The 26,971-nt window shown below is 53.5% G+C and carries 19 protein-coding genes; 11 read left to right on the plus strand and 8 right to left on the minus strand.

Annotation, left to right across the window (positions count from 1 at the left end):
* The first annotated feature begins 13 nt into the window (after positions 1-13).
* Complete coding sequence (locus tag V2P20_RS13425; RefSeq protein WP_331819123.1) at positions 14-850, plus strand: thioesterase II family protein; 837 nt, start codon at positions 14-16, stop codon at positions 848-850.
* 184 nt (positions 851-1,034) lie between these two features.
* On the plus strand, positions 1,035-5,096 hold the full coding sequence (locus V2P20_RS13430) for an amino acid adenylation domain-containing protein (protein WP_331819125.1): 4,062 nt from the start codon (positions 1,035-1,037) through the stop codon (positions 5,094-5,096).
* Positions 5,097-5,541: 445 nt separating this feature from the next.
* Here the strand turns inward: V2P20_RS13430 and V2P20_RS13435 are convergent, their stop codons facing one another.
* From V2P20_RS13435 to V2P20_RS13445, 3 genes are all read right to left on the minus strand, one after another.
* Positions 5,542-6,795 (minus strand): glycosyltransferase, encoded by a 1,254-nt coding sequence (locus V2P20_RS13435; RefSeq protein ID WP_331819127.1) that lies wholly within the window; start codon positions 6,793-6,795, stop codon positions 5,542-5,544.
* A 75-nt stretch (positions 6,796-6,870) separates the two neighbouring features.
* A complete protein-coding gene (locus V2P20_RS13440) occupies positions 6,871-9,975 on the minus strand; it encodes an efflux RND transporter permease subunit (RefSeq protein WP_331819129.1) in 3,105 nt (1,034 codons plus the stop codon).
* Entirely contained in the window at positions 9,972-11,156 is a 1,185-nt protein-coding gene (locus V2P20_RS13445) for an efflux RND transporter periplasmic adaptor subunit (RefSeq protein ID WP_331819131.1), read from the minus strand. Before V2P20_RS13445 ends, V2P20_RS13440 begins: the two co-directional genes overlap by 4 nt.
* Before the next feature lie 551 nt (positions 11,157-11,707).
* Between V2P20_RS13445 and V2P20_RS13450 the strand changes: the two genes are divergently transcribed.
* From V2P20_RS13450 to V2P20_RS13480, 7 genes are all read left to right on the plus strand, one after another.
* Entirely contained in the window at positions 11,708-13,021 is a 1,314-nt protein-coding gene (locus V2P20_RS13450) for a TolC family outer membrane protein (protein WP_331819133.1), read from the plus strand.
* Between the two features lie 166 nt (positions 13,022-13,187).
* Positions 13,188-13,454, plus strand: coding sequence for a hypothetical protein (locus tag V2P20_RS13455; RefSeq protein ID WP_331819135.1), 267 nt, complete (start codon positions 13,188-13,190; stop codon positions 13,452-13,454).
* A 214-nt stretch (positions 13,455-13,668) separates the two neighbouring features.
* The gene (locus V2P20_RS13460; protein WP_331819137.1) at positions 13,669-14,730 is read left to right on the plus strand and encodes a L,D-transpeptidase family protein; all 1,062 of its coding nucleotides are present in this window, start codon (positions 13,669-13,671) and stop codon (positions 14,728-14,730) included.
* A gap of 791 nt (positions 14,731-15,521) precedes the next feature.
* A complete protein-coding gene (gnd, locus tag V2P20_RS13465) occupies positions 15,522-16,559 on the plus strand; it encodes a phosphogluconate dehydrogenase (NAD(+)-dependent, decarboxylating) (RefSeq protein ID WP_331819139.1) in 1,038 nt (345 codons plus the stop codon).
* 337 nt (positions 16,560-16,896) lie between these two features.
* Entirely contained in the window at positions 16,897-17,292 is a 396-nt protein-coding gene (locus V2P20_RS13470; RefSeq protein WP_331819141.1) for a hypothetical protein, read from the plus strand.
* A 378-nt stretch (positions 17,293-17,670) separates the two neighbouring features.
* Positions 17,671-18,084, plus strand: a complete 414-nt coding sequence (locus tag V2P20_RS13475; protein ID WP_331819143.1) for a hypothetical protein — start codon at positions 17,671-17,673, stop codon at positions 18,082-18,084.
* A gap of 289 nt (positions 18,085-18,373) precedes the next feature.
* The gene (locus V2P20_RS13480) at positions 18,374-19,072 is read left to right on the plus strand and encodes a M23 family metallopeptidase (protein WP_331819145.1); all 699 of its coding nucleotides are present in this window, start codon (positions 18,374-18,376) and stop codon (positions 19,070-19,072) included.
* 570 nt (positions 19,073-19,642) lie between these two features.
* On the opposite strand, the gene V2P20_RS13485 is transcribed toward V2P20_RS13480, so the two are convergent.
* The 5 genes from V2P20_RS13485 to V2P20_RS13505 all read right to left on the minus strand — a co-directional run bounded on the left by V2P20_RS13485 (position 19,643) and on the right by V2P20_RS13505 (position 24,887).
* The gene (locus V2P20_RS13485; RefSeq protein WP_331819147.1) at positions 19,643-19,954 is read right to left on the minus strand and encodes a hypothetical protein; all 312 of its coding nucleotides are present in this window, start codon (positions 19,952-19,954) and stop codon (positions 19,643-19,645) included.
* Positions 19,955-19,993: 39 nt separating this feature from the next.
* Complete coding sequence (locus tag V2P20_RS13490; protein WP_331819149.1) at positions 19,994-20,308, minus strand: hypothetical protein; 315 nt, start codon at positions 20,306-20,308, stop codon at positions 19,994-19,996.
* Complete coding sequence (locus V2P20_RS13495) at positions 20,299-20,973, minus strand: NrdJb (protein ID WP_331819151.1); 675 nt, start codon at positions 20,971-20,973, stop codon at positions 20,299-20,301. The genes V2P20_RS13490 and V2P20_RS13495 overlap by 10 nt, the downstream gene beginning before the upstream one ends.
* A gap of 14 nt (positions 20,974-20,987) precedes the next feature.
* Positions 20,988-23,141 carry an adenosylcobalamin-dependent ribonucleoside-diphosphate reductase gene (locus tag V2P20_RS13500; protein ID WP_331819152.1) on the minus strand — a complete coding sequence of 718 codons (2,154 nt, stop codon included), beginning with the start codon at positions 23,139-23,141 and terminating at the stop codon, positions 20,988-20,990.
* A 336-nt stretch (positions 23,142-23,477) separates the two neighbouring features.
* The gene (locus tag V2P20_RS13505; RefSeq protein WP_331819154.1) at positions 23,478-24,887 is read right to left on the minus strand and encodes an amino acid permease; all 1,410 of its coding nucleotides are present in this window, start codon (positions 24,885-24,887) and stop codon (positions 23,478-23,480) included.
* Positions 24,888-25,207: 320 nt separating this feature from the next.
* Between V2P20_RS13505 and V2P20_RS13510 the strand changes: the two genes are divergently transcribed.
* Both V2P20_RS13510 and V2P20_RS13515 read left to right on the plus strand, forming a co-directional pair.
* Entirely contained in the window at positions 25,208-26,380 is a 1,173-nt protein-coding gene (locus tag V2P20_RS13510) for a zinc-dependent alcohol dehydrogenase (protein ID WP_331819156.1), read from the plus strand.
* Positions 26,381-26,391: 11 nt separating this feature from the next.
* Positions 26,392-26,928 (plus strand): YetF domain-containing protein, encoded by a 537-nt coding sequence (locus V2P20_RS13515; protein ID WP_331819158.1) that lies wholly within the window; start codon positions 26,392-26,394, stop codon positions 26,926-26,928.
* Positions 26,929-26,971 lie beyond the last annotated feature (43 nt).

A 26,971-nucleotide genomic window follows, 5' to 3' on the forward strand; every position in this document is an offset into this window, starting at 1 on the left:
AAGAGGCTAGCGCATGTCTGGGCACGATTGCGAGTCCTCCGTCTGGTTTCCGTCTGCAAACCGCAAGTCGACGGCAAAGATCCGGCTTTTCTGTTTCCCTTATGCCGGGGGGAATTCTTCCCTATTCAGTGCGTGGCCAGAATATTTTTCTGATTTGGTGGAGGTCTGTCCGGTAAACTTGCCAGGACGGGGAGTCCGCTTTCATGATAAAGCGTTTACGCAATTGGCGCCGTTGGCGCGCGAACTTGCAACGGCGATAGCGCCGTGCCTCGATATACCCTTTGCCTTTTTCGGACACAGCCTCGGCGGTCTGTTGGCTTTCGAACTGGCCCACGAGCTGCGGGCGGCGCACCGGATGATGCCCTTTTGCCTTTTTGTATCGGGCTGTCGCACCCCTAGACGAGACGTACCGAAAAGGACACTCCACGACTTGCCTGAGGATGAATTCTTGACCGAAATTAAGCGGATCGGCGGCACTCCCGAAGATATACTGAACAATCGTGAGCTGATGTCAATGATGCTGCCGACCCTGCGCGCCGACTTCTCGCTCTGGGAAACGTACCGGTGCATGCGGAGCGAGCCGCTGACGTGTCCTATCGTGGCATTCGGAGGTCTGCAGGATTCTCGTGTTAGCTGCGAGCAACTCGAATCATGGTGTAAAGAGACGCGCGGACAGTTTTCACTCCATTGGTTTCCTGGCGGCCATTTCTTCCTTCATGCCCAGACGATGCCGCTATTGGCTATGATCGCCCGGTATCTCGAACCGCAAGTTCACAGGATGGCCTTGCACATGCCGCTATCGGCTGTCCGATACCGTCAAAATGGAGCACAGGACTACGATTTATTTTAAGTTTCAATTATGAGTGGCATGTTGTCGAGCGCTACGATCACGCTATCGCGAAGGCAACCAGAATCGCAACATCTTTTACATGATGAAGATACTGGATAATGAAGAATGATTACCTTCATTGCGCACCATAAAATAACTGCCTATTGGCGAAAGACTCACTGAATCACAAGTAAAAAGAAAAATTATGTATGAAACTCAACGTTCGAAAGACCAAGAACAACCCTCAACGGATAGCAAAGCTTATAGCGGGCTGACATTCCCGTTGTCAACCGCACAGTCCGGCATGTGGTTCATGCAAAAGCTAATTTCGCCGGACTCGACATTTAATATTGCCGAAGCCATAGAAATCCATGGCCCGATCGATCCCGTGTTGTTCGAGACCGCGTTGCGACAGGCGGCCATGGAGGCTGAATCGGTGCGGCTACGTCTGATCGAAACGCAAGACGGGCCGAAATTGACTATCGCCCCCACTTTTGACGGACAAATCCCGTTTTTCGATGTCAGCGCCGAATCTGACCCGCGAGAAGCAGCATGGCGCTGGATGAAGGCCGAATGCGCCAAACCCGTCGACCTATTGGTTGGCCCTCTCTGGGTGTCAGCCTTGTTCAAGCTGGCACCCGAACACTTCATCTGGTATCACTGTTGCCACCATATCATCTTGGACGGTTTTAGCGGTGGCCTTATGACTCGTCGCGTCGCCAGCCTCTATAACGCTTTGGTCGAAAAGCGCCCCGCATCCGATGACGATGCGTTTGGTTCTTTGAATATTTTGTTCGAAGAAGAAAAAGCTTATCGCAATTCGACGCGCTTCACGCGCGACCGCGAATATTGGATGCAGCGTTTCGCCGACCGGCCGAAACCTGTCAGCCTTGCAACCCGGCACTCGCCGAATGTTGGCAGTCCGCTCCGCCAAACGATTCATCTCTCAGCCGACAGCGCGGGCTTACTGCGCAGGTTTGCGCGTGCGTCCGGCGTTAGCCTGCCTCAACTCATGATTGCCAGCATCGCAGCTTATTTGTACCGGATAACCGGCACGGAGGATCTGGTGGTCGGCATGACGGTCACAGGGCGCGCCAATTCCCGTGTGCGGCGGGTACCCGGTATGATGGCGAATGTGTTGCCGCTGCGGCTGGCGATGACGCCGAACCTGAGTGTGGTTGAACTGCTCGGTCAAGTCAGCAAGGAAGTCCGCCAAGTTTTGCGTCACCAGTCCTACCGTTATGAAGACTTGCGGCGCGACCTGCATTTGATGGTGGCTCAAAGCCAACATCTGTTTTCAACAGTCGTCAACATCGAGCCCTTCGACTACGATCTGCGCTTTGCAGGCTATCCGGTCACACCGCACAACCTCTCGAACGCTTCGGCCGAAAATCTCGCTGTCTTTGTGTATGACCGTGGCGATGATCAGGGCCTCTGTATCGATTTTGACGCCAACTCCGCTCTTTATTGCATTGAAGAATTAGCCGAGCATCAGGAGCGCTTAGTAAAATTTATCGAGAGCATGATTTGCGATGCAGATCAGCCCATCAGTCATATCGACATCCTGACTCCAGCGGAGCGTCAACGATTGCTGATTGGCTGGAACGCTACAAAAGCCGATTATCCGCAGTACTGCTGCATCCACGAACTGTTCGAGGAGCAAGTGCGCAATACGCCGGATGCAGTGGCGGTGGTGTTCGAAGACCAGCAGCTGACCTATGCCGAGCTGAACAGCCGTGCCAACCGGCTGGCCCACCACCTGCGCAGTCTGGGTGTAAAGCCGGAGGCGCGCGTGGCAATCTGCCTGGAACGCAGCTTTGAAATGGTGGTAGGATTGTTGGCGGTACTCAAGGCCGGCGGAGCCTATGTGCCGCTGGATCCTTCCTATCCGGAAGACAGATTGGCCTATATGCTCACTGATAGTGCACCGCAGGCGCTACTGACCTTGGGCAATTTAGCCGCAAATTTTCTCGCCGCCGCTCCGGAAGTGCCGGTGGTTGATCTCGCCGAGGCGGGGCAGTGGGCGCGTCAGTCCATTGAAAATCCGGATCCAGCGGCAGTTGGCCTGACTCCCCGACATTTGGCCTATGTAATCTACACCTCGGGCTCCACCGGACAGCCTAAAGGGGCCATGAATGAGCACCGAGGAGTGGTGAACAGACTCATTTGGAAACAGAATGCCTATAAGCTGACAGCTCAGGATACGGTATTGCAGAAGACCCCATTCAGTTTCGATGTCTCAGTCTGGGAGTTCTTCTGGCCTTTGCTCACTGGCGCTCGACTGGTCATGGCGCGCCCGGGCGGGCACAAAGACCCCTCTTATCTCGTAGATGTCATTCGGCAAAACAACATCACAACACTGCACTTTGTGCCGTCGATGCTGCAAGTCTTTCTCGAGCATCCTGAGGCGTCCACCTGTTCCAGTCTGGTGCGCGTGATGTGCAGTGGCGAAGCCTTGCCGGAACCTTTTGCGCGACGATTCCACGAGCGATTGCCGCATGCCGGTTTGCACAATCTTTACGGGCCAACCGAAGCCGCGGTGGACGTTACTGCTTGGGCGTACACCCCGGATTTTTCGGGCACGAGCATTCCGCTTGGACGGCCGATTGCCAACACGCAGATTTACATTTTGGACGAACGGGGCGAACCGACTCCAACCGGTGTGGAGGGAGAAATTTTCATCGGTGGCGTGCAAGTGGGACGGGGCTACTTGGACCGCCCCGATCTGACCGCTGAGCGGTTTGTACCGGACCCGTTCGGGAAGCCAGGTGCCCGGCTGTACCGCACCGGCGATCTGGGGCGCTGGCAGGCGGACGGTACGCTCGAATACCTGGGGCGCAATGATTTCCAGGTCAAGATCCGCGGTTTCCGCATCGAACTGGGCGAGATCGAGGCGCAACTGGCCAGCCATCCGGATGTGCGCGAAGCGGCAGTGGTGACCCGGGAAAGCCCTGCAGGTGATCCAAGGCTGATTGCCTATTACAGTGCCGAGACTACACTGGCGGCGATGTCCTTGCGCAGTTATCTGGGCGAGCGGTTGCCCGACTATATGGTGCCGGCAGTCTTCGTCTGGCTGGAGACGTTTCCTTTGAGTCCTAACGGCAAATTGGATCGCAAGGCGCTGCCAGTGGATATCGGCTTGAGGCAAGACAGGGTAGCCATCGCGCCGCGCAATCAGCATGAGCTGCAAATCACCCAGATTTGGCAATCCATATTCGGGCAGGATGATTTGAGCATCGACGACAATTTTTTCGAATTGGGCGGGCACTCGCTGCAAGCGGTGCAAATGATAGCGAAAATTGAAGCCGAGCTTGGCAAGCAATTGCCTCTGGTGTCGTTGTTCAAAGCACCGACCATCGAGCAACTGGCGCGCTTGGTCTCGGACGACCCTACGGAAGAAATATGGGAACCGGTGGTAAAATTATACGCAGGCGGCTCCGGTTCACCGGTGTTTTGTGTGCCTGGCGTAGGCGGACAATGCCACTCTCTTTATCACCTGGCTGTGGCTTTGGGGCGGGAGCGTCCAGTTTACGCCTTTCAGCCCTATGGCTTGGACGGTTGCAGTGAGCCTCATGCCACCATTGAGGCGATGGCTGCCTATTACCTCGATCTGATGCTGGAAATCCAGCCCATAGGGCCCTATCATCTGGTAGGTCACTCGTTCGGTGGCTGTGTAGCGTTTGAGATGGCGAAACGTTTGGAAGAGACCGGCCGCGAAGTGGGGTTTGTCGCCTTGTTGGATTCGGGCATACCCTCCGGCAGTGACGCTACCGATGCAGCGCTGAATGTCCAGTCCCTGAGAGCACTGGCTTATGTCTATGGCCAAGAAATCACCATCGATGCCGAAGCGCTGGAAGGTTTGGCCGAGGAAGAGCAGCTCAAGCTGATCAGGCCGCATCTGGTTGAACTGGGTGTCGTGCGTGAAGACGCCGGCTTGAACATGGTACGCGGCCTGATGAACATTTCCAAGGCCCAAGTACGCATGAGCTATCAGCCGGATGGCGTTCCGGTGCAGCAAATTCTGTTTATTCAGGCTGAGGAACGCCGCTTCGATGCCACTATCGAATTGCTGGTATTGGAGCACGCCGTCGCACAATGGAAACGTTTATCCAAACGTCCCTTTGTGCATGTCCATGTACCTGGCGATCATTTCAGCATGCTGGATCAGAAAAACGCACACAAAGTGGCTGCTATCCTGCAAAGTTGGATGGCGTCGGAGAAATCGGACACTATTGAGCCCGAAGAGCTTGCCTCTGAAGTTGCGTAATTGTGTAGGATGGATGGAGTGCTAGCGCCTCCTATTCAAGCCAGTAGAATATATACTGCTGGCCAATTCCAGATACCGGCTCAGATATGTCTGGAAAACTACGCGATGCGCTACATCTGGGTGAGGCAGATTAACAGCTGCCAGATCGGCGATTGATAATTAACCACGATAAACTCCCGGTTAATACCGGGAGTGTTCAGTATGACCTATCAGGCTTTCGATTGGATTCGTTGAAATTTGAGCAATGGTTTGGAGAATCCAAAATGGGATCATCTCAGAGACTAGAACAAGACGATACTGCGTGCCAACGGTTGATCTTGATGCAGAGCAGAGATGGATCGCCATTGCATGAGAGCAGGAGCGCGAGGAGGACCTATAAGTTTGACCGCACGACCTGCAGGCTCTTGAAGAGCTTAAGTTCGCTTACATGCCGGCCCCAGGATTTTCAGCGAATATAGGGCTGCAGAAGTTCAATTGCCTTAGCTACACCATCATTGACTTGCATTGTTTGGCTTGCTTGTTGGGCACGGTTTCGATAACCCGTGGCCGCTAACGTAGCGCTAATGGCATTGGCTAGGGCTTGCACCGTCACTTTTTTGGCCGGCAGTGGTTTAACCGCCAATCCCAGTTGATGAAGCCGCCTTCCCCAAAACATTTGTTCATCCATGAACGGAATTGCTATCGACGGACAACCGGCGCGGGTAGCGGCATGAGTCGTTCCGGCACCGCCATGATGTACAACTGCCGCACAATGCTTGAAGACCGGCTGGTGCGGATGTTTGCCGATGAAATAGATGTTTCCTGTCTGGCTATCTGATGGATAGCGATCATCACTGGTCTGAATAATCGCGCGGCAGCCCGCCAGATCAACGGCCTGCAAAAATAAATCCATGCTCCATTCCGGAACTGACTGTTGGAAACTACCCAGCGTCATGTACACGGGGGCAGGCCCTTGATCCAGAAATGCCTGCAAGCTATCCGGCAATGCCCAACGCTGTGCATCTTCGGTAAATTCGAGAAACCCGCAGATTTTATTGAAAGGTTGCCATTCTTCACTGCCAATACAAAACAGCGGATCGGCCGCTACCAGATTGAGCTGCTGCGATGTTAACAGTTCAGTGAGAACATTAGCCGGTGGCGTTTGTCCTACCGAACGCCACAATCGAGTCAATGGTTGTTTGAAAGCCCAATTTCCTGCCGCATCCAACAGCTTCCAGTAGAGCGGGTTGAGATATCGACCTAAACTGGGTGCGCCGGTCGGTGCAAACTGCCCGCTGGGTATGGCGGAAGGGCAGAAATTCACGCTGAAAAACGGCTTGTTCTGTTGAAGCGCTGCCAATTTCAATGGATAAAGGATATGACGGCCGATGACATAATCGTTTTCAGCAACCAATGCTTGCGCTGCTTCATAAATGGCCTGTTCAAACGGAAAAAACGCTTCGTTGAACAAGATCCGCAGCCATTGCAAAGAGTTCATGTGAAGGGAGCGTTTGCTAAAGTCCTCCAGATCGAAATCTATCCGTTCGGGTATTTGCCGATAGGCGATCCCCAACTGGTCACAGATTCCCTGATAACTTTGATTATCGACACTGGTAGCGGCTAAAGTAATTTGATGACCGGCTTTTTGCAAACCGTCCGCTAATGCCAGAAGTGGACGCACATCACCGTTTGATCCCCAAGTTTGAATTCCGATTTTCATAATTTAGCTAGTTGATAGTGAAAGTAACCGCATAGGCGCCGCGCGCAAATTGCCATTGAACGCCTATGCCAGCGCTTAATGCACAGATAAAGTGGCGCTGCTGCCGGCCAATTTTTCCTCATTGCCGTCACCGGCCGACTGATTCCGTTTGCCGCGCCGGAGCAACTGCTGCAAGCCATCGACATAGGTCAACACCACCGGCACCACCAGCAGACTGAGCAGTGTGGAACTGAGTAGGCCCCCGATCACCGTGATCGCCATCGGCTGTCTGAAGCCGGCGTCGGCGCCTAAACCCAGGGCAATCGGCAACATGCCGGCCACCATCGCCACGGTGGTCATGATGATGGGCCGGGCGCGCTTCCTGCAGGCATCCAGCAGGGCCTCATGCTGAGATAAACCGTGGTCGCGCCTGGCTGACAGCGCGTATTCCACCAGCAGAATCGAGTTTTTGGTGACGATGCCCATCAGCATGATCAACCCTATCGTCGATGAAATGTTCATCTCGCCGCCGGTGAGCAGCAGCGCGATAAACGCCCCGCCCATCGACAGCGGAATCGCCGACAGGATGGTCAGCGGCTGGAAGAAATCCTTGAACAGCAGCACCAGCACGCAGAACACGCAAAGCAGGCCCGTCAGCATCGCGAAACCGAAGCCGCTGGCCATCTCTTCCATGATTTCCGCATCGCCGGTCGAAATCAGCTTGACGCCGGCCGGCAGGTTTTTCGCCGCCGGCAGCGCCTTGGCATCGGCCAGCGCCTTGCCCAATGACAGTCCGCCCAGATCGGCGTTGATGACGACGAAACGGCGGCGGTCGTAACGATCCACCTGCGCCGAGCCGCCGGCCAGCGACAACTCGGCGACGCTGGACAACGGTATCAGACCGTTAGCGGACTTGATCCGCAGATTGGACAGCACCTGCAGGTCCCGGCGGGCAGCATCGGCCATGCGCACCCGAATCCCGAGCTGCCGGTTATCCAGGTTGAGCTTGGCCAGCTGCGCGTCGAAATCGCCGATGGTGGCAATGCGCACGGTCTCGCCGATCAGCTCCGCGGTGACGCCCAGTTCGGCGGCGCGCCGCCAGTCAGGCCGAATCACGATTTCCGGCCGTTCCAGACTGGCGGTGCTGGTGATGCCGCTCAGGGTGCCGAGGCCGCGCAGATCCCGTTCCAAGGCCTGGGCGCTGGCTTTCAGCGCCGCGACATTATCGCTGGACAGAATCAGCGACATTTTTTCGCCCGGCCCGCCGATGCCGATGGTGAAACGGGCGCCGGCGACATTCCTCAAAGCTTGGCGCACCGCCTTTTCGATGGCGAGTTGCGAGGGTCTTTGATCGCGTTCGTTCAACGTCAGCGTCATCGAACCTTCACGTACTTCGCCGGCCCGGATCATACCGTTGCCCGGCCGGCTGCTGCCGATCGCCGTGAACAGATGGCTGATGCCAGGGATCGGTTGCAGTGCCACCCGCATGGCTTCGGCCACCCGGCCGGCATCGGTGATTGAACTGCCCGGCGGCAATTCGAAACGCACCAGCGTATGGTCGCGATCGGCAGCCGGCACAAAGCTGGACGGAATCAACGGCAACAACGCACAGGAGGCAATGAAGAACAGCGTCGCCAATGCCATGGTGGTCTTGCGCCGATCCAGCGTCCAGCACACGGTCTGCAGATAAAACCGCATCAGCCCGCCGTCTGCCGCCTCCGGATGCTGGCGATCAGTGAGTAGAAATACCGCCAGCACCGGCGTCAGCAACCGCGCCACCAGCAGCGAGGCCAGCACCGCCACTACGGCCGTCCAGCCGAATTGCTTGAAAAACATCCCGGAAATGCCGCTCATCAATGCCGTCGGCATGAATACCGCCACCAAAGTCAGCGTAGTGGCAATCACCGCCAGCGCGATTTCATTGACCGCCTCGGCGGCGGCCTGGCGTACCGTTTTGCCCATCTGCACATGACGGGCGATGTTTTCGATCTCGACGATGGCATCGTCGACCAAGATGCCGACCACAATAGCCAGTGACAGCAAAGTCAGCATGTTCAGGGAAAAATCCAGCCAATACATCGCCGCAAAGGTCGGCAGTATCGATAATGGCAGAGCCGAAGCAGACACCAGCGTCGCCCGCCAATCGCGCAGGAACCACCACACCACCAGCACCGCCAGCGCCGAGCCTTCGTACAGCATTGTCATCGAACCCTGATACTGTTCCAGCGCATAAGCCACCGAACCGGAGATCAAGGTCACGCTAATGGTCGGATCGGCCTGCTGCAAACGTTGCAATGCTTGTTGCACGCCTTCGGCGATGCGGCTTTCATCATGGCCTTTGGCGCGGTAAATATTGAAGCCTATCACCGGCTTGCCGTCCAGCATGGCTAACTGGGTACGCTCGGCCACCGTATCCCTGACCGTGGCGATCTGATCCAGGCGCACGTCGCGCCCGCTGCCCAGCGCTATCGGCAAGGCTGCCAGTTCCGAGGCCTGGCGTACCGTCGCCAGGGTCCGGAACGATTGTTCGGCCAGACCGAGATTGCCGCGTCCGCCGGAAGACTCCTGCTGCACCTGTTTCAGCGCCCGGGACACATCGGTGGCCGTCACGCCCAGCGCTGCCATGCGCACCGGATCGACTTCCACCTGGACCTCGCGCTGCACGCCGCCCAGACGCTCGAAGCGGCCGACGCCGCGCACGCTGGACAGGGTTTTGTTAACGGTATCGTCGATAAACCAGGATAAGGCCTCCTCGTCCAGCCGCGAAGAGGCAATCGCATAGGTCAGCGTCGGCGCGCCGCCGACGTTGATGGCGCTAATGCTGGGCTGCTGCACGCTGGTCGGCAAGTCCGAACGCACCTGGTCGACGGCATCCTTGGTTTCGATCAAGGCGTCCGACAGTTTCTTCTCCAGCTCGAATTCGGCAGTGATTTGCACCAGGCCGTCGGTGATCGAAGTGCGTATGTGCTTGATGCCCGACAGGGTGGCGATGGAGTCTTCGACCTTGCGCGCTACTTCGGTTTCCAGCTGTGCCGGCGCCGCGCCGGGCTGGCTGAGCTTGATGCTGATGCCGGGCAGGTCAAGGTCCGGCAGGCTTTGGATGGACAACTGCTGAAAACCGCGCAATCCGGCCAGCGTCAGCAGTATGAACAACAAGATGGCCGGTATCGGGTTGCGTATGGACCAGGTTGCCAGATTCATCGTTTAACCTCGTTGCCGGCGAGCTTGTTCTGTTCCTGGACGATCTGCACCAGATCGCCGTCGTTCAGAAAGCCTGCGCCTTCAACCACGACGCGGTCGGCTTCATGCAGGCCTTGTACGATCTCGATCTCGGTGCCTTGCCGGCGGCCGGTGTCGACCGCCTGCAAGCCGACCGGCGTGACGGGATTGTCGTTTTGCAGTTTCAGCACATAACTGCGGCCGTCGCGGATCACCACGCTGGCGGCCGGCACGGTCAGCGCCGGACTCTCGGTCAGCAGCACCTGGCCGGCGGCATACATGCCGGAGCGCGCCTTGCTTCCCGGCGCCAGGTCGGCATAGACGATGCCCAAACGGGATTGAGGGTCCAGGGTCGGAGCCAGTTGCCGTAAAGCGGCTTCGGCACGGCTGCCGTCCGGCAGGCTAAGATTGATGTGCAGGCCGGGCCGAATTTGCGCCATCTGCGCGGCCGTCAGTTCGCCGCGCCATTCCAGGCGGTTCTGGCGTATCAGCCTGAACAGTTCCTGGCCGCTGGCCGCCACCGTGCCTAGCGTCGCCTGACGGGCACTGATCACGCCGTCGTCCGGCGCCAATACCTGGGTGTATTTTAATTGCAGCTGTTTGGCCGCCAGCTGGGCCTTGACCGCTTCGACCTGGGTGCGGGACGTTTCCGCTTCGGTTTCATAGCGCAGGACCTCCTGCTGGCTCAGGCTGCCGGCGTTGTTCAGCAGCTTCAATACCCGCTGTTTGTTAGTTTCGGCCTGCGCCGCCGTGGCCTGAGCCTGGGCCAGATTGGCTTTGAGCTGGGCCATATCGGCGATCAGCATGTCATCATCGAAGCGCGCCAGCAGCTGACCGCGTTTGACCACATCGCCGACATTGGCCCGCACCTCGGTCAAGCGCACGCCCGACAGCTGGGCGCCGATGACGGCCTCCTGCCAAGGCGCAATGGTGCCTGCCGCCTCGATCGTCGCCGACCACTGCCGCCATTGCGGCGCGGCCCGGGTCACTGACAATGCCGCCACCGGCTGCGTTTGGCCGGCTTCCGTGGGCTTGGGCGCGGCCCGCAGGTACACCAGGCCGGTCGAAATGGCCAGCACGGCAAAAACGGTGGTCAGTAAGGCGCCACGGCCGATGCCGCGCTGTTTCGATAAGCTGAAAGAAAGAAATCTGGGTGTCGTCATGACAGATAATCTCCGCAGGTAAGAGTTACACGGTGGCTCTATGGCTGAGTCATTGGGTTTGGAGCATTATAACCCAAGCTAGAGTTATAGATGCCGGCCAGTTTCACAAATCCCGAAGCGCAGTAGGGCATCCACATTCTGTTCGCAGATGCGGTACTCACATTGCACGTTCGGCGGGCAAAAAGGCAAATAACTCGCGCGGCTCCCGCTATACCGAATATCCAGATAACGGCCATGCCCAGACAGTCTCAAAAACCCTTGCCCTGTGATGGATAAAGCAAAATATGAACAGGGAAATCTGGTATCATTAGCGACCATTTTACGGTTTGATTAAGAAAGGATAGTGTTGATGAGTAGGGGGCAAGGAAGAAGACCGGAATACCTGTCGGGCCATTGTCATCAGAGCAGATCAATATCCATTCTGGCCGGACTTCAAGCAAATTCCAGACGCCTGACATACAGTCGGCAGGACCGGAAATAAACAATCCTGTCTAAATTTATAACAAGAAGATATGACAAGACGCTCCTTATCAAAAAAAGCCTTGGGTTTAATGATCATTTTAACCAGCGCTTCACCGTTACAAGCCCAGAACCTGATGGAAACTTACGAACTGGGCCTGCAAAATGACCCCGTTCTAAAGGAAGCCCTGGCTAACCAACTCTCTACAGGTGAGCTAAAAGATCAAAGCATTGCCCGTTTTCTGCCCAATCTTTCCGCTACGGGGACCAGCAGCAGAGACTGGCTGCATAATAGAAAAGCCAAGAAAAGCAGCTTTACTTTCCAGGGCGGCCAAGTCAACCAGGAATACTGGAACCATCGTTTTGACCTGAATCTGGCCCAGCCTTTGTTTCACTGGGAGCACTGGATACAACTCAGCCAGTCCGACAATCAGATTGCCCAGGCGGAAGCTTCCTATCAGGCGGAACTGCAGAATCTGATGGTCAAGATCACTGAGGCGTATTTCAATGTTTTATCGGCCCAGGATAACCTGGATTTTACGGTGGCGGAAAAAGACGCCATCGGCCGGCAGCTGGAACAGGCCAAGCAGCGGTTCGAAGTAGGCCTGGTGGCCGTTACCGATGTGCATGAAGCGCAGGCGGCCTTCGATCAGGCCAGCGCCGCGGAAATCGAAGCCAGCAACAATCTGGATAATCAGAAGGAAGCGTTAAGGGAAATCGTCGGCGATACGGAGGCCCAGCTGAATCCGCTCGGCGAAAAGCTGCCTCTGGCCAAGCCCGAACCGGCCAATATCACGAAATGGAGCGATTCAGCGGAGATGAACAACTTCAGCATCATTTCGGCCTTGAACGAGGCGGAAGTCTTTCGTAAATCGGTGGACCTGCAGCGCAGCGGCCACTTGCCGCAGCTGGATCTGGTCGCTTCTTACGGCGTTTCGGACGTAAACAGCAGCTTCGGCTTCCGCGGCGATACGCAAAGTGTCGGCGTGCAATTAAATGTGCCGTTGTTTGAAGGCGGCGCGGTCAATTCGCGCACCCGTCAGGCCAGCTATGACTATGAAGCCGCCAAGGAACGGCTGATCGCCACCAAGCGCGCGGTCAAACGGCAGGTCAAGGATGCGTTCCGGGGCGTCATGTCCAGCATCGGCCAGGTCGAGGCGTTGAAAACGACGGTCGTCTCGGCCGAAAGCGCGCTGGAAGCGACGGAAGCCGGCCATGAAGTCGGCACCCGCACCATGGTGGAGGTCTTGAGCGAGCAGCGGAATTTATACCGGGTGAAACGGGATTACGCGCGCAGCCGCTATGACTACCTGATCAACAGCATCCGGTTAAAGCAGGCCGCAAGCACGCTGACCATAGATGATCTCGAGCAGATCAATCTTTTGTTGATGGCGAATGCCAGATAATACATGCGCTGGTTAATCATTCCTTGCCTGAGGCGCGTCCCGGCTTTAGTTCAGGTTGAAGGAATGTATTGCTTAAAGTAGTTGGGAAATTTACCGTTCTTTCATCGCAAAACAATAGACAGAATTGTCATAGGGTCATAGTGTATTGACATAGGTTGAAAATTCCATGAGTACGGGCCCATTAACAGTTCATGTGGAGTGTTATGCCGGTTACAAGGGAGAGGAAACGCCGCGACGTTTTTTTATGGGTGATAAATCCATCGAAATTGAAGAAATAATCGACCGCTGGCTGGCTCCTGAGTACCGTTATTTTAAAGTGCGCGGAGGCCAAAACGATATTTACATCCTGCGGCATGATGAATTAGCGCAACGATGGGAGCTGACGCTCTTTCAAAGCGGGAAGTATGGCGGCAGCCCATTGTCTTCAACTTAAAAATGCAGGCGCTTATATTGTAAAAAACTCTGCATTTGGGCTGGCAGTTTCAAGCATTAGTTTGGATTTAAGAAGATTATATTGGTTATGTTAGTCGATACAAGCCATGAGATTGAACTCTGTTTGACTATTATTCCTACCTGCTTATGCGTTAAGCCTAGAATTGAAAAAGTGATGTTATACTTGGCTTTGTGATTGATAAAATTATTATATTATGAAATTACGTATATTATTTGCCTTGCCGATTGTAATATTAGCCATCAGTGGCAAAGCCAATGCCACGACTTATAACTGGCCGGAAAATCCCAATGACACTGTCATCACCGAATATCCTGATGGTGTGCCTTTAGTCAAGGCAGAGCAAGAAGAGACCTTGCTGGATGTGGCCAGGCAGTTTAATCTGGGGCAAACTGAAATAGTGCGCCTGAATCCGGATGTGGATCGCTGGCATGTCAAAAAGGATGAGATTATCCGTATCGCCAACAGACGCGTTCTGCCGGATACACCGCACAAAGGCATTACGCTGAATATCTCCGAATACCGTATGTATTATTATCCGCCGGAAGTAAAAGGCGTACCCCGACAGGTGATGTCTTATGCGCATGGTGTTGGCAGGCAGGACTGGAAAACGCCGCTGGGCGAAACTAAAGTTTCACAGAAGGTTAAAAATCCATCTTGGTATCCGCCTGAATCAATTCGACGCGAGCATGCGGCCAACGGTGATCCTCTGCCGGCGGTCGTACCGCCAGGTCCGCATAATCCGCTGGGATTATATTCACTGCATCTGGCGCTGCCCGGCGAATATCGCATACATGGCACCGATATCGACAAGATCTACGGCATAGGCATGCAGATTACGCACGGTTGTGTGCGCACCTATCCTGAAGATATAGAGCAGCTCTATAACATGGTGCCGGTAGGGACGCCGGTTTTCATCGTCAAACAGCCCATCAAGGTGGGATGGCTGGATAACAAGCTTTACATAGAGGCGCACCCTGATTTGGAAGGCGAAGAAATGACGCGGGATCAGCGTTTTGATCTGGCTCTGAATCTTATTCAAAAAGCCAGTAACGGCGAAATACCCGATTTTGATCAGCAAACGCTGAACGAAGCCCTGACCAAGCTGGACGGCGATCCGGTGTCGATCTATGAAAGAAAACCACTTTTGCCAGAGGAAGAGGCTGTAGCCGTACGGCAAGAACCGATTCAAACGTCTGTCAAAAGCCCGACTTTGACCAAGTATTATCGCGGTCCTCAAAAAGCGCCTGTCTATTAGCTGTTCTTTACACCGGCTCTAGCTATTCGTTGCATTACGATCGCGCGTCGAATAGCTTTGCCCATCATTACATCGGACTTGTAAGAAAAAGCCGTGTCGACCATTAATTCAGACGCTGCCTCTTCCTTGAGATATCTGAATGGCCGGAATGCGTTGAACTGAGGCTGTTAATGTCTGATGCAGTAAAAACTAATTGTTTAGTCCCATATTTAAGTGGCGTGTCACCCTAATCAGCAAGCGCAAAAATACAAGCATCTAAAGCGCTTAGCAGGTTGGCGGAGCAATAACACATCAATCCTAAACCGGCCCGGAAATGGAAACAAACCCGTCCTACTCAAGATTGACAAGCAACTCAAAAAAATAACAGAGCCTTGCAGTAAAGGCAGTTGGCATCATAAGCCTTCGGCTTTCAAACAGCATTTCCTTATATTTAAAAGTTTGGCAGGGTGTTTTTTTACACTCGGCATTCTTAAATGCGCACCTATCCTGAAGAATAATGTCCAATCAAATCGATAAATCTCAATGGCCATAATGCGTATGTGTCCCATGGATAACGTTAATATTCTGAAAAAATGAGAACAGGTATTTAAAAAATGCAGATATGACCCTTTCTGCACGAGAGCTAGCCATTGAGGCGGAAATAAGACCAGGCAGGAATGGTCGCGGTTCATGTGTTGAGAGCCTTTTATTGCCGTTATCCTGCGGAAAAAGCGGATGAAATGCATAGGAAGCAGATGTAAATAATTTAAGCAACTGGCAGCGGTTTCTACACAAATTTAGGAGAAACGCTAATGAACAAACAAACAACGATGCAACTCGGTATGATCGGATTGGGCCGGATGGGTGCCAATATGGTACGCCGCCTGTTGAGAGATGGTCATCAGTGCGTGGTATATGACCAGTCGCAGCCTGCCGTCATCGCAATGGTTCAGGAGCAGGCAGTAGGTTGCAGTTCGCTGCAGGACCTGATATCAAAGCTGGAAAAGCCTCGGGCAATTTGGGTGATGGTGCCGGCGGCGGTGACCAACCAGGCCATTGCCGATCTTCTGTCGTATCTGGAGGCCGGCGATATTATCATTGACGGCGGCAATTCCTATTACGCGGATGATATCCGCCGGGCACACGAACTCGCCGCCAAAGGCATCCACTATGTAGATGTCGGAACCAGCGGCGGCGTCTGGGGCTTGGAACGCGGCTATTGCATGATGATCGGCGGCGAGCCAGAGGTAGTCGAGCACCTTGATCCTATCTTCAGGACGCTAGCGCCGGGAGCGGGCAGCATTCCGCGTACTCACGGGCGCGAGCAGAGCGAAGGAACCGCGGAGCTGGGCTATCTGCACTGCGGCCCGAGCGGGGCAGGGCACTTCGTAAAGATGGTCCACAATGGCATCGAGTACGGCCTCATGGCGGCCTATGCCGAAGGAATGGGCATCCTGAAAGCCGCCAATATCGGCAAGCTTCAGCATTCCAAAGATGCCGAGACCACGCCATTACGAGATCCCGAGCGCTATCAATATGATTTTAATCTGGACGAGATTGCCGAGGTTTGGCGGCGCGGCAGCGTCATTGCGTCATGGTTGCTGGATCTGACAGCCGCCTCTTTAGTTGAAGATCCCGAACTGTCAAAATTCGAGGGACGGGTTTCGGATTCAGGGGAAGGGCGGTGGACCATCAAGGCCGCCATAGATGAGGCCGTGCCGGTGCCTGTTCTCTCTACTGCGCTTTATCAGCGCTTTAGCTCGCGCGGCGAATCGGATTTTCAGGACAAACTGCTCTCGGCGATGCGATATCAATTCGGCGGGCACATGGAAAAATCGGGCAATAAATAACCATATGACCGTTTAAGAGGTTCTGTTGCAAATATATAGATGCATGGAGCAATACAACGTTATTCTGTTAAAGCCGCTAACTGCTGATAAGCCGGTTTGCTCCTGTCAGGAAGCCGGCCCTTGCGCATCCTGTGCGCTGCGGCCGTGGCCAAAGCGTGGATAACTCTGCACATGCGTATTAACCGAGTACACCAGATTGTGCAGGCAAGTGAACCAAACCTCGAAAGGTATGGGATGCGTATCCTGCAGGGCCAAGGCTTGTAATATTTTTTCGCAACAATCAAACAGACATTGATTAAAATGATTCGTTTTACCTTAAGTTAGCGAATGAGAGAAAATGAGTATTAAATCCAGTCTATTGAAAATATTGATAAAGCTGACGCCCAACGTATTAATTATCTGGGTCTCAAATATAATTCTGAAGGGCATCGCGGAATTGATAAAATTTAATTTCGATGTCGATTCACGGAAAGTTTACGTGCAGACCAGGCTTTATGGTGAAGAGGGCACGATTGATGTTCATCTGGAGGATTTTTCCGTTTTTCACGACGGGGAAGCCTATAGATTTATTATTCACCATGCCCAATCAGACCGTCCCTGGCTGAACAATTTATTGGCCCGATTCGTCGGAAAAGCCTGGAAAATTCCTGCGCTGCCTCAATTCTCGTCTCAAATTGAGCTTTTGGCCGAGCTATTCAAAGCCAATCCTCCTGCACTGGAAAAGATTGATTGAGAGTGTTCGGCGTAATTGGCATGTTAGTAGAGGATGCGCCGCGTAAGCAGGCGCATCAATTGCAATCGATGTGTTAAAGGCGGCATGATGCGTTTCACGCCTATTTATTACTCCTGCATCCATGCAATTGTCAGCATTTTATGGCTTGCCACAAGTTCTTCTCATTTGAAGAAAACGGTGTTCCCATCAAATTGGCAATGACTGGTTTTATAGCGCTTCAGCAGGTTGCATAAGCCATCGTACGAATAGTCATTACCTTTCAGACAATGTAAATATTTTCAATTACAGAACTGTCTTTTATCTGTTTCATTCCACAAGCTTGTTTCTCTCCCGGCATTGTTAAATGCCGATCAGCGGTTTCACTCAGGAGAACAGTCTATGAAAAACATACTTTTTATGGCCGTTGTGTTGTTTATGCTCGGGACCTCACTGATCAGTCGGGCAGGAGGAGCTGGCAGTGAGTTTGTTGGCTTATGGGAGGCGGTTGATCCTGAGGACGGATCCCATCTGATACTTTCGATTACGAACAATAATGGCGGTACAGTCAAGCTGCTCGTTTATGATACAATCTGGAGTCGATGTAATGGCAGCAGCAGAGGAATTGCTCAAGGCACGGGAGAAGTTTCAGCAGAGCAGTCTTTAAAAGTGGATGATTACACTGTCACTTGTTTTGAAACCGGCGATACCGTGAAAGTGCCCATCACTCTTACCAGAAACCCAGACGGCACGTTATCACGAACCGGCGCCGCGCCATTGGTTCCGCTGATAATTTATCATCAGGCCAGCAAATAAAGGCAGCTACAACCGGATTGCCGGCAAGCAGTTGCCGCATGCGGATGGGGCTGTGCTCAGCATTTCCGTGACGGAGAAGCGTAGGGCGGTTTCGCGCAGCAAACCGCCATTTCCAGCGGCCAGTAGCATCGTGGCGCATTACGTTTTTTAAGGCTTCGGTTGTTGGCGGATTGCCAAGGCAAATCCACTCTACAATTCATCCGCCATACGGCCATGCCCAACGGTTGTGCCGTTGGGTGTCCCTCACACTACGCGCTCCGGCGCCCGGTTACCTCCAATGTTAAACGTTATGAGAGCAGAGCCAGAACCAGTCATTGTGGATTTCCCGCTGCGTGGGGAATGGGTGGCTGCGTATACCCCGGCAGAACAGATACCGAGCCATGGTAGCGATCAGCTCGGCCAACGGTTCGCATACGACTTCGTGCGAATCCAAAGAGATGAGAAGGGCTGGAAATTCTTCCGTCCCCCAATCATTGCCTATGCCCTGTTTGGGGTCAGGCTCCAAGATTGCTATGGTTGGGGCGAACCGATCTATGCACCTTTCGATGGCGTGGTGGTCTCCGCCAACGACGGATGGCCCGAAAGGAAACGATTGCATTTCCTGCGGGATACGGCAGTGGTCCTCAAGAATGGGCTGTTTTTCAACCTGGAGAAGCCCGGCGATCTCAGGTCGGTTGTTGGCAACCACGTAGTTCTCAAAATGAAGGGCAGGGAGGTTTACGCTTTCTTCGCCCATGCGCGGCTTGATTCTGTACGGGTTCATGAAGGCGATCACGTGAAATGCGGCCACTATCTCGCAGATGTGGGGCACTCAGGCAACTCCACAGCGCCGCATCTCCACTTCCAGCTCATGGACAGGGCCAACATCCTCGAAGCACAAGGCGTGCCGTGTGGATTCCGAGCATACCAGGCACTGATCGATGGCGTATGGACGGAGGTTAAAGAGGGAATTCCGGGCAAGAGGGAATTCATCAGATATGGCGAATAACATGTCGCTGAACCGGATGCCGCGCCGCGACGCGGCTCCGTGCCGATTGCCTCAGCGTTGAGCGAACAATTTGCGGCCCATAGCAGCTGTCCAAAAATACACAACGCCGACAGAAATTGGCCAGATTCCGCTAGCCAATCGACAACCAAAAATCGACTCTAAGCCGGACGGTCAGGTAGTGCAAAATGTTTTGAACATTAATATTGCTGGTGGCAAATTGCTTGTGCAAGAGAGTATAGAAGCGTAGGGCGGTTTCGCGCAGCAAACCGCCATTTTTCCAACAGGCCTGTAACATTATGGCGTATTGCGGTTTTAAGGCTCCGGTTGCCGGTGGATTGCCAAGGCAAATCCACCTTACGATTCATCCGCCATACGGTCATATTAGATTTCCAAACGCTACTCTGGCGGAACGGGGTTTGCAACCCCGTTCCTGACGGTTCTGTGATGTCTGAGCCAAGCGCCTACATTTAATCAATGTAAAACGTTTCGGACGGGGCAACATGCCCCGTCCGGCTGTAATTTTTTCGGTGAATTAAACCTCAAAAGGTACGCGGTGCGTACCCTACAGGGCTACAGGGCTTTTGGCCGCGCTACCAAATGCAGACTTTTGATTTGGTTGTTGAGATCTTCTAATGATCTCGTTAGCGCTGAAAAAACTTCGCTTTCAGGCTTATCGGATTCTAATGCCACTGTTACACTGTCTGAATTAAGCTCAGTTACTGAGGACGTAACTATAATCCCACAGGGGTTCAGGCGTATGGAAAGAAAGTCTGGCAATGTATCGTACTCCATCACCTTTTGAGCTTCGGATAAAGGATGAATTACCTGATCAAGCCGTAGTTTGCCTTTTTCATCGTGATTGATTTGATATCGATATTGCATAGCAATTCCTATTTCAATTATGAATTGTGGGATTAAAAATTAATTCTTTAATAAGTATCCGATAATGGTAAAACTCCCTCCGATAATAGCGCCAAGTAGTATATTCTTCCGGTTAATTTTTGCTTGATCATCAGCAAGCCTCCTTTTGTACTCACGTTCAACAACAAAGAACTTTGGAGAGCCGTTTATACTCGATGAAAGTAACTCAGCTAATTTAATAGCTGGCATTTTTTTTAATTCTGTACCGGTTGGGATTCCGTATAAACCTTCATAAAAATCTCTTTCAAAAGCATCCTGCAAATCTTCGTTTGGAGCTAATAGGTGTGCGAATGAGCTTTTTATCTTCAGCCACATTTAGACTCCCCACAATTCAAACAAGTCATACACCCATCCATCAACACCATAGCCTTGGTGCTGCATTTGGTGCAGAGCACGGCTTTTTCAGGAAACGCCTGTCCTTCCGACGAACCATGCTGAGCTTCAAACTCGCGGCGTTTTTCTTCCAGGAACTGTTTCTGATGGTCGCTCATCACTTCCGACTTGATCATGCCGATGTGTTTCAGATGCGACTCAATGGCATAGCCGATTTCAGCCACCAGTGACGGCATGAACACGCCGCCTTTTTTGAAGTAGCCGCCGCGCGGGTCGAATACGGCTTTCAACTCTTCGACCAGGAAGCAGGCGTCGCCGCCTTTTCTGAATACGGCCGAGATAACGCGCGTCAACGCCAGCACCCACTGGAAATGCTCCATGTTCTTGGAGTTGATGAAGATTTCGTAGGGACGGCGCTCTTCATGTTCCGTGCCCTGGTTCAGGATGATGTCATTGATCGTGATGTACAGGGCATGTTCCGACTGCGGCGTTTTGATCTTGTAGGTGGAGCCTACCAGCACTTCAGGACGTTCGACGTTTTCATGCATGCGCTCCAGCGCCTGCTGTTCTTCCTGCTTGGCGGCTTCGGCAGTTTCTTTGGTTACGACTTTGTAGCCGACGATTTTTTTGTTTATTTTCAGTATCATGTCTGTCATCTCGATTAAAACTTGCCGTAGTAGCCTTCTTTCAGGGCGTCAAACAGGTTGGCGGCGGTGTGGGTTTCGCCGTCGTATTCCACTTCTTCGTTGCCTTTCAGCTCGATCACATGGCCGTCTTCGAGCGTGAATTGGTAGGTGGTGTTTTCCAGATCCGATTCCTTGACCAGTACGCCCTGGAACACTTCCGGGTTAAAGCGGAACGTCGTGCAGCCTTTCAGTCCCTTCTCATAGGCGTATTCATAAATCGACTTGAAGTCTTCATACGGATAATCGGTCGGCACGTTGGCGGTTTTGGAGATTGACGAATCGATCCATTTCTGCGCGGCGGCCTGGATGTCGACGTGCTGTTTGGGCGTGATATCGTCGGCGGCGATGAAATAGTCCGGCAGTTGCTGGTCCGGTTCCTGGCTGTACGGCATCGCATTCGGGTTGACCAGTGCGCGATAGGCCAGCAGTTCGAAGGAATAGACATCGACTTTTTCTTTGGTTTTCTTGCCGGCGCGGATGACGTTGCGCGAATAGTGGTGCGCAAAGCTCGGCTCGATGCCGTTGCTGGCGTTGTTGGCCAGCGACAACGAGATGGTGCCGGTGGGCGCGATCGAACTGTGGTGTGTAAAGCGCGCGCCGGTCTCGATTAGTTGCGCGACCAGTTCGGGCTCGATCTGCGCCAGTTGCTGCATGTAGCGGCTGTACTTGGAGTGCAGCAGTTTGCCCGGCACCTGATCGCCGACTTTGTAGCCGTCGGTGACCATTTCGGGGCGTTTGTGCAGCATTTCGCCGGTGACGGTAAACATCTGTTCCATGATCGGGGCGGAGCCTTTTTCCTTGGCCAGCGCGAGGCCTTCCTTCCAGCCTTCCACGGCCAGGGTTTTGGTCACTTCTTCGGTAAATTGCAGCGAGCGCTCGTCACCGTATTTCATGCCCAGCATGGTGACGGTGGAGCCTAGGCCCAGATAGCCCATGCCGTGACGGCGCTTGCTGAGGATTTCGTGTTGTTGCTGCGGCAGGGGCAGGCCGTTGATTTCGACGACGTTGTCGAGCATGCGCGTGAAAATGCGGACGGCTTTGCGGTAAGTGTCCCAGTCGAAATGCGCTTCACTGGTAAACGGTTTCTTGACGAAACGGGTCAGGTTGATGGAGCCCAGCAGGCAGCTGCCGTAAGGGGGCAGCGGTTGTTCGCCGCAAGGGTTGGTCGCGCGGATTTTTTCGCAGAACCAGTTGTTGTTCATTTCGTTGACTTTGTCGATCAGAATGAATCCGGGCTCGGCGTAATCATAGGTGGAGCTCATGATGATGTCCCACAGACGGCGCGCCGGGATCGTTTTAGTGATGCGGCAGGCGAGCAGGCCGTCTTCGTTGACGATATAGCCTTCGTCTTTGCCGGGCAGGTCGCGCCAGATGATCTGCTCGGGGTTATTCAGGTCGAGCTTGTCCAGCTGGAGTTCTTTTTCGGTGATAGGGAATGACAGCGGCCATGGTTTGTCGTTTTTAACGGCTTCGATAAACTCCGAGGTGATCAGCAGCGACAGGTTGAACTGGCGCAGGCGGCCGTCTTCGCGTTTGGCGCGGATGAATTCGACGACGTCGGGATGACCGATATCGAACGTGGCCATTTGCGCGCCGCGCCGGCCGCCGGCTGAGGAGACGGTGAAGCACATCTTGTCGTAGATGTCCATGAACGACAGCGGACCGGAGGTGTAGGCGCCAGCGCCGGATACATAGGCGTTTTTTGGCCGGAGGGTCGAGAATTCATAGCCGATCCCGCAGCCGGCTTTCAGGGTCAACCCGGCTTCGTGCACTTTGTGCAGGATATCGTCCATCGAATCGGCGATCGTGCCGGAAACGGTGCAATTGATCGTCGATGTAGCCGGTTTGTGTTCCAGCGCGCCGGCATTGGAGATAATGCGGCCTGCCGGGATGACGCCCTGACGCAGCGCCCATAGGAATTCCTTGTAGTACTGTTCTTGTTTGGCTTTGCCTTTTTCCGCTTCAGATAGCGCTTTGGCCACTCTTTGGTACGTTTCGTCCATTGTGGCGTCAATAGCGACGCCTTCTTTGGTCTTTAAACGATATTTCGTATCCCAGATGTCAATCGAAGCATCTTGGAACGGTATTTCGGTCACGGCATTGGCGACGACATGGAGTTTGGCTGTCATTGATAAGTCCCTGTGATTGTTGTGTAAGGGGATAAAAACAAGCCGTTGCTTTTGCGGGCAATTTATGCTTGTTAATCGATATGTAGTGATTTATAAATAGGATAACACAATATATAGTGGTTATCGAGAAAATAATGAATCCTCGTATGGTTAAAAAATGCTTGCAGGAAGACGATTTTTTAATGTAGGGATTCTGTTTTTCATCAATTTTAGATTCAAAAACGCCTGGCAAAGTTTAGCGGGATTGCGCCAGGGCAGCGTGCGGAATATCGATTGTGGCGGCGGGTGAGATCATCGTCTGCCTTTTGCAAAGCAGACGATGACAAGCAGAGTCGTTTAGGCGGATTTTGCCAGTTTGCTGTGGCGCATCGAATAGGCGAAGTAAATGATCAGGCCAAGAACCAGCCAGATAATGAAGCGCAACCAGGTGAGGGCAGGCAGGAAAGCCATTAGCGCGCTGCAAGACAGCATGCCGAGTACCGGGAACAATGGGTGGAACGGCGCGCGGAACGGACGGGGCATGTCCGGTTTGACGATGCGCAGTATGAGCACGCCCAGGCAGACCAGCACGAATGCGGCCAGAGTGCCGATATTGACCAGTTCCGCCAGATCGCCCAGCGGCATGAAGCCGGCAGTCAGCGATATGATGATGCCGCAAAGCACAATCACGCGCACCGGCGTTTGTGTTTTAGGGTTGAGCTCGGAAAAGAAAGGCGACAGCAGGCCGTCGCGCGACATAGCGAAGATGATGCGCGTCAGGGCATAATAAAGCACCAGCATTACCGTCGTAAGCCCTGCGATGACGCCGGTTGCGATCAGCGCCGATGCCCAGTTAATGCCGATCAGGCTAAGGGCATGCGCCACGGGCGAGGAGACATTCAGGTCGGTATAAGGCACGACGCCGGTCAGCAGGCCGGATACGACAATATAAACGATGGTGCAGAAGATCAGCGAGACGACAATGCCGAAGGGCAGGTCGCGCTGGGGATTTTTGGCTTCTTCCGCGGCGGTCGAAACGGCATCAAAACCGACATAGGCAAAAAACACCAGCGATGCGCCGGCCAGAACGCCGGTCGTCTTGCCGTCGGGCAAGGTTTCAAACCAGCCGTAAGGCATGAATGGACTCCAGTTGTCCGGATTGACGTTGAACATGGCGACGGCGATGAACACGGTTATGGTGATCAGCTTTATGAACACCATGGCATTGTTGGTTTTGGCGCTGTGCTTGACGCCTATGATCAGCAAACCCATCAGGAGCAGAATGATGGCCGAGGCCGGCAGGTTGATCAAGCCTCCCAGTTTGGGCGCTTTGGTCAACATTTCCGGCAGCGGCAGCCCGATGGCCGTCAAGGCGTTGTTGAAATAGCCGGACCAGCCGTTGGCAACAGCCGCCACCGAAATGCCGTATTCGAGCAGCAAATCCCAGCCGATAATCCAGGCGAACAGCTCGCCGAATGCCACATAACTGTAGCCATAAGCGCTGCCGCATCCTCCGATGGCGGCGGACAGTTCTGCATAAGCCAGCGCGGCAAATGCGCAGGCCAGCCCCGCTATGACGAACGATAGTATGACGGCGGGCCCGGACATCGTTGCGGCGGCTATGCCGGTCAGGACGAAAATGCCAGTGCCAATGATGGCGCCAATGCCCAGAAAGGCAAGATCCCATGCCGATAAGCAGCGATGAAGGCCGGTGCCGGAATGGTCGTCCGGCTTAAGTTGTTTGGTGCGAAAAATTTGCAGTGACATATGATCCCTGAGCGTTTATTAAAGTTGTTTATTAAGGAATTGGACATTGGCAGAAGCGTCATCATCATCTGCTGAGTGAGCCTAATTATAGTGTAGGAAGACAGTATAACGATAAATCTAATGCCATTTTTTGCTTACTTTCAGCGATTAAATGCAGGTTTTCAGTGATTAAGGGCAAGATGATGGCAAAGGCATTGCTCAGCCGGCGTGGTTTCAATCTTGTGTACGCCATCGTACCGACAGAAACGCTGAATGGAACTAAGGTTACAGTCATTTCCGAGGCGAATCGCCTCGTAATCCGTTTCTTCAGGAGCAAAGCTATGAGAGCACTTTGTTGGCATGGTAAATCCGATGTACGTGTTGATACTGTTCCCGATCCCGTTATTGTCGATCCTACGGATGCTATCGTAAAAATAACGTCTACCGCGATCTGTGGCTCCGATCTCCATCTTTACGACGGCTATATGCCGACCATGGAGTCAGGCGACATTTTGGGTCATGAGTCTATGGGAGAGGTTGTTGAGATCGGTGCTGAGGTGAGTACTTTGAATATAGGCGACCGCGTCGTTATTCCTTTCACGATTTCGTGCGGGCACTGCTTCTTCTGCGAAAAAACGCTTTACGCCTGTTGCGATACCACTAACCCGAATGCCGAAATGGCGCGCAAGGTGATGGGGCATTCGCCGGCCGGCATTTTCGGTTATTCCCATTTGTTGGGCGGTTTTTCGGGCGGCCAGGCGGAGTATCTGCGCGTGCCCTATGCCGATGTCGGGCCGATCAAGATTAAATCCGGGCTGCCCGATGAAAGAGTGCTCTTTCTGTCCGATATTTTTCCTACCGGCTATATGGCTGCCGAAAATGCCCATATTGAGGCAGGGGATACGGTGGCAGTATGGGGCTGTGGACCGGTAGGGCAGTTCGTTATTCAGAGTTGCTGGATGATGGGCGCCAGCCGCGTCATTGCTATCGACCGTGTGCCGGAACGCCTGAGCATGGCGCAAGAGTACGGCAAAGCCGAAATCGTCGATTTTGAGGAAGAGGATGTCTACGATCGATTGATGGCGATGACGAATGGCCGCGGCCCTGATCGCTGCATTGATGCCGTCGGCTGTGAGGCGCATGGTACCGGCAGTTTCGACGCAGTACTCGATAAGGCGAAAGCGGCGCTTTATTTGGCCACTGACCGCCCGCATGCTCTGCGTGAAGCGATTATGTGCTGTCGTAAGGGAGGAACTGTCTCAATTCCTGGCGTGTATGTCGGTCTTCTCGATCATATGCCGATGGGGGCGGCGATGAACAAAGGCTTGACTTTGAAAATGGGGCAGACGCATGTGCAGCGCTATCTTGAGCCGCTGCTCGAGATGATTGAAGACGGTCAGATCGATCCGTCTTTTGTGATCACGCATCGTCTGGGATTGGAGGATGGCCCTCAGGCTTACCAGACTTTCCGCGACAAGGAAGATGGCTGCATTAAAGTGGTATTGAAGCCGTAAGCCGGCAAGGCATGGATATTTTATTTCAGATTGATTGGCGGTCGGTTTTTGTTCCATCCGTCGGTATTCTGGAGATTATTGTACGCGGCACGATCATCTATCTGATGCTGTTCGTTTTATTGCGGGTGCTAAGGCGTGAGGCTGGATCTTTGGGAATAACCGATGTTTTGGTGATTGTGCTTATTGCTGACGCGGCCCAGAATGGCATGGCCGGCGAGTATAAATCCGTTACCGAAGGGCTCGTTTTAGTCGCGACAATTGCTTTTTGGGATTACCTGCTCGACTGGTTAGGCCACGAGATTCCAGCTATTCAACGACTTATTCATCCCCCTCCCTTGTTGCTGATAAAAGATGGCAGGATGCTGCGCAGAAATATGCGTCAGGAAATGATTACTCAGGACGAGCTGATTAGCCTGATACGTCAACAAGGGGTGGAGCGTGCGAGTGAGGTCAAGGCGTGTTACCTCGAGAGCGACGGCGGCATCAGTGTAATAAAAAAAGACGCTGATGATAGTGGCTCTCAAGGGCCAACGAAAAAGCAGCCATGAATTTCATGGATCTCATTGTTATGCCTGTCCGCTTGAATTCTTA

Origin of the sequence: Methylobacter sp. Wu1 (assembly GCF_036553575.1) — a bacterium.
In the GTDB taxonomy this organism is placed as follows: domain Bacteria; phylum Pseudomonadota; class Gammaproteobacteria; order Methylococcales; family Methylomonadaceae; genus Methylobacter.

Coding starts and splice junctions, on each gene's coding strand:
- V2P20_RS13500 (WP_331819152.1), bottom strand. CDS start 23,141: ATGACAGCCAAACTCCATGTCGTCGCCAATGCCGTGACCGAAATACCG.
- V2P20_RS13515 (WP_331819158.1), top strand. CDS start 26,392: ATGGATATTTTATTTCAGATTGATTGGCGGTCGGTTTTTGTTCCATCC.
- V2P20_RS13495 (WP_331819151.1), bottom strand. CDS start 20,973: ATGATACTGAAAATAAACAAAAAAATCGTCGGCTACAAAGTCGTAACC.
- V2P20_RS13455 (WP_331819135.1), top strand. CDS start 13,188: ATGAGTACGGGCCCATTAACAGTTCATGTGGAGTGTTATGCCGGTTAC.
- V2P20_RS13460 (WP_331819137.1), top strand. CDS start 13,669: ATGAAATTACGTATATTATTTGCCTTGCCGATTGTAATATTAGCCATC.
- V2P20_RS13510 (WP_331819156.1), top strand. CDS start 25,208: ATGAGAGCACTTTGTTGGCATGGTAAATCCGATGTACGTGTTGATACT.
- V2P20_RS13425 (WP_331819123.1), top strand. CDS start 14: ATGTCTGGGCACGATTGCGAGTCCTCCGTCTGGTTTCCGTCTGCAAAC.
- V2P20_RS13485 (WP_331819147.1), bottom strand. CDS start 19,954: ATGCAATATCGATATCAAATCAATCACGATGAAAAAGGCAAACTACGG.
- V2P20_RS13480 (WP_331819145.1), top strand. CDS start 18,374: ATGAGAGCAGAGCCAGAACCAGTCATTGTGGATTTCCCGCTGCGTGGG.
- V2P20_RS13470 (WP_331819141.1), top strand. CDS start 16,897: ATGAGTATTAAATCCAGTCTATTGAAAATATTGATAAAGCTGACGCCC.
- V2P20_RS13450 (WP_331819133.1), top strand. CDS start 11,708: ATGATCATTTTAACCAGCGCTTCACCGTTACAAGCCCAGAACCTGATG.
- gnd (WP_331819139.1), top strand. CDS start 15,522: ATGAACAAACAAACAACGATGCAACTCGGTATGATCGGATTGGGCCGG.
- V2P20_RS13490 (WP_331819149.1), bottom strand. CDS start 20,308: ATGTGGCTGAAGATAAAAAGCTCATTCGCACACCTATTAGCTCCAAAC.
- V2P20_RS13445 (WP_331819131.1), bottom strand. CDS start 11,156: ATGACGACACCCAGATTTCTTTCTTTCAGCTTATCGAAACAGCGCGGC.
- V2P20_RS13430 (WP_331819125.1), top strand. CDS start 1,035: ATGTATGAAACTCAACGTTCGAAAGACCAAGAACAACCCTCAACGGAT.
- V2P20_RS13505 (WP_331819154.1), bottom strand. CDS start 24,887: ATGTCACTGCAAATTTTTCGCACCAAACAACTTAAGCCGGACGACCAT.
- V2P20_RS13435 (WP_331819127.1), bottom strand. CDS start 6,795: ATGAAAATCGGAATTCAAACTTGGGGATCAAACGGTGATGTGCGTCCA.
- V2P20_RS13440 (WP_331819129.1), bottom strand. CDS start 9,975: ATGAATCTGGCAACCTGGTCCATACGCAACCCGATACCGGCCATCTTG.
- V2P20_RS13475 (WP_331819143.1), top strand. CDS start 17,671: ATGAAAAACATACTTTTTATGGCCGTTGTGTTGTTTATGCTCGGGACC.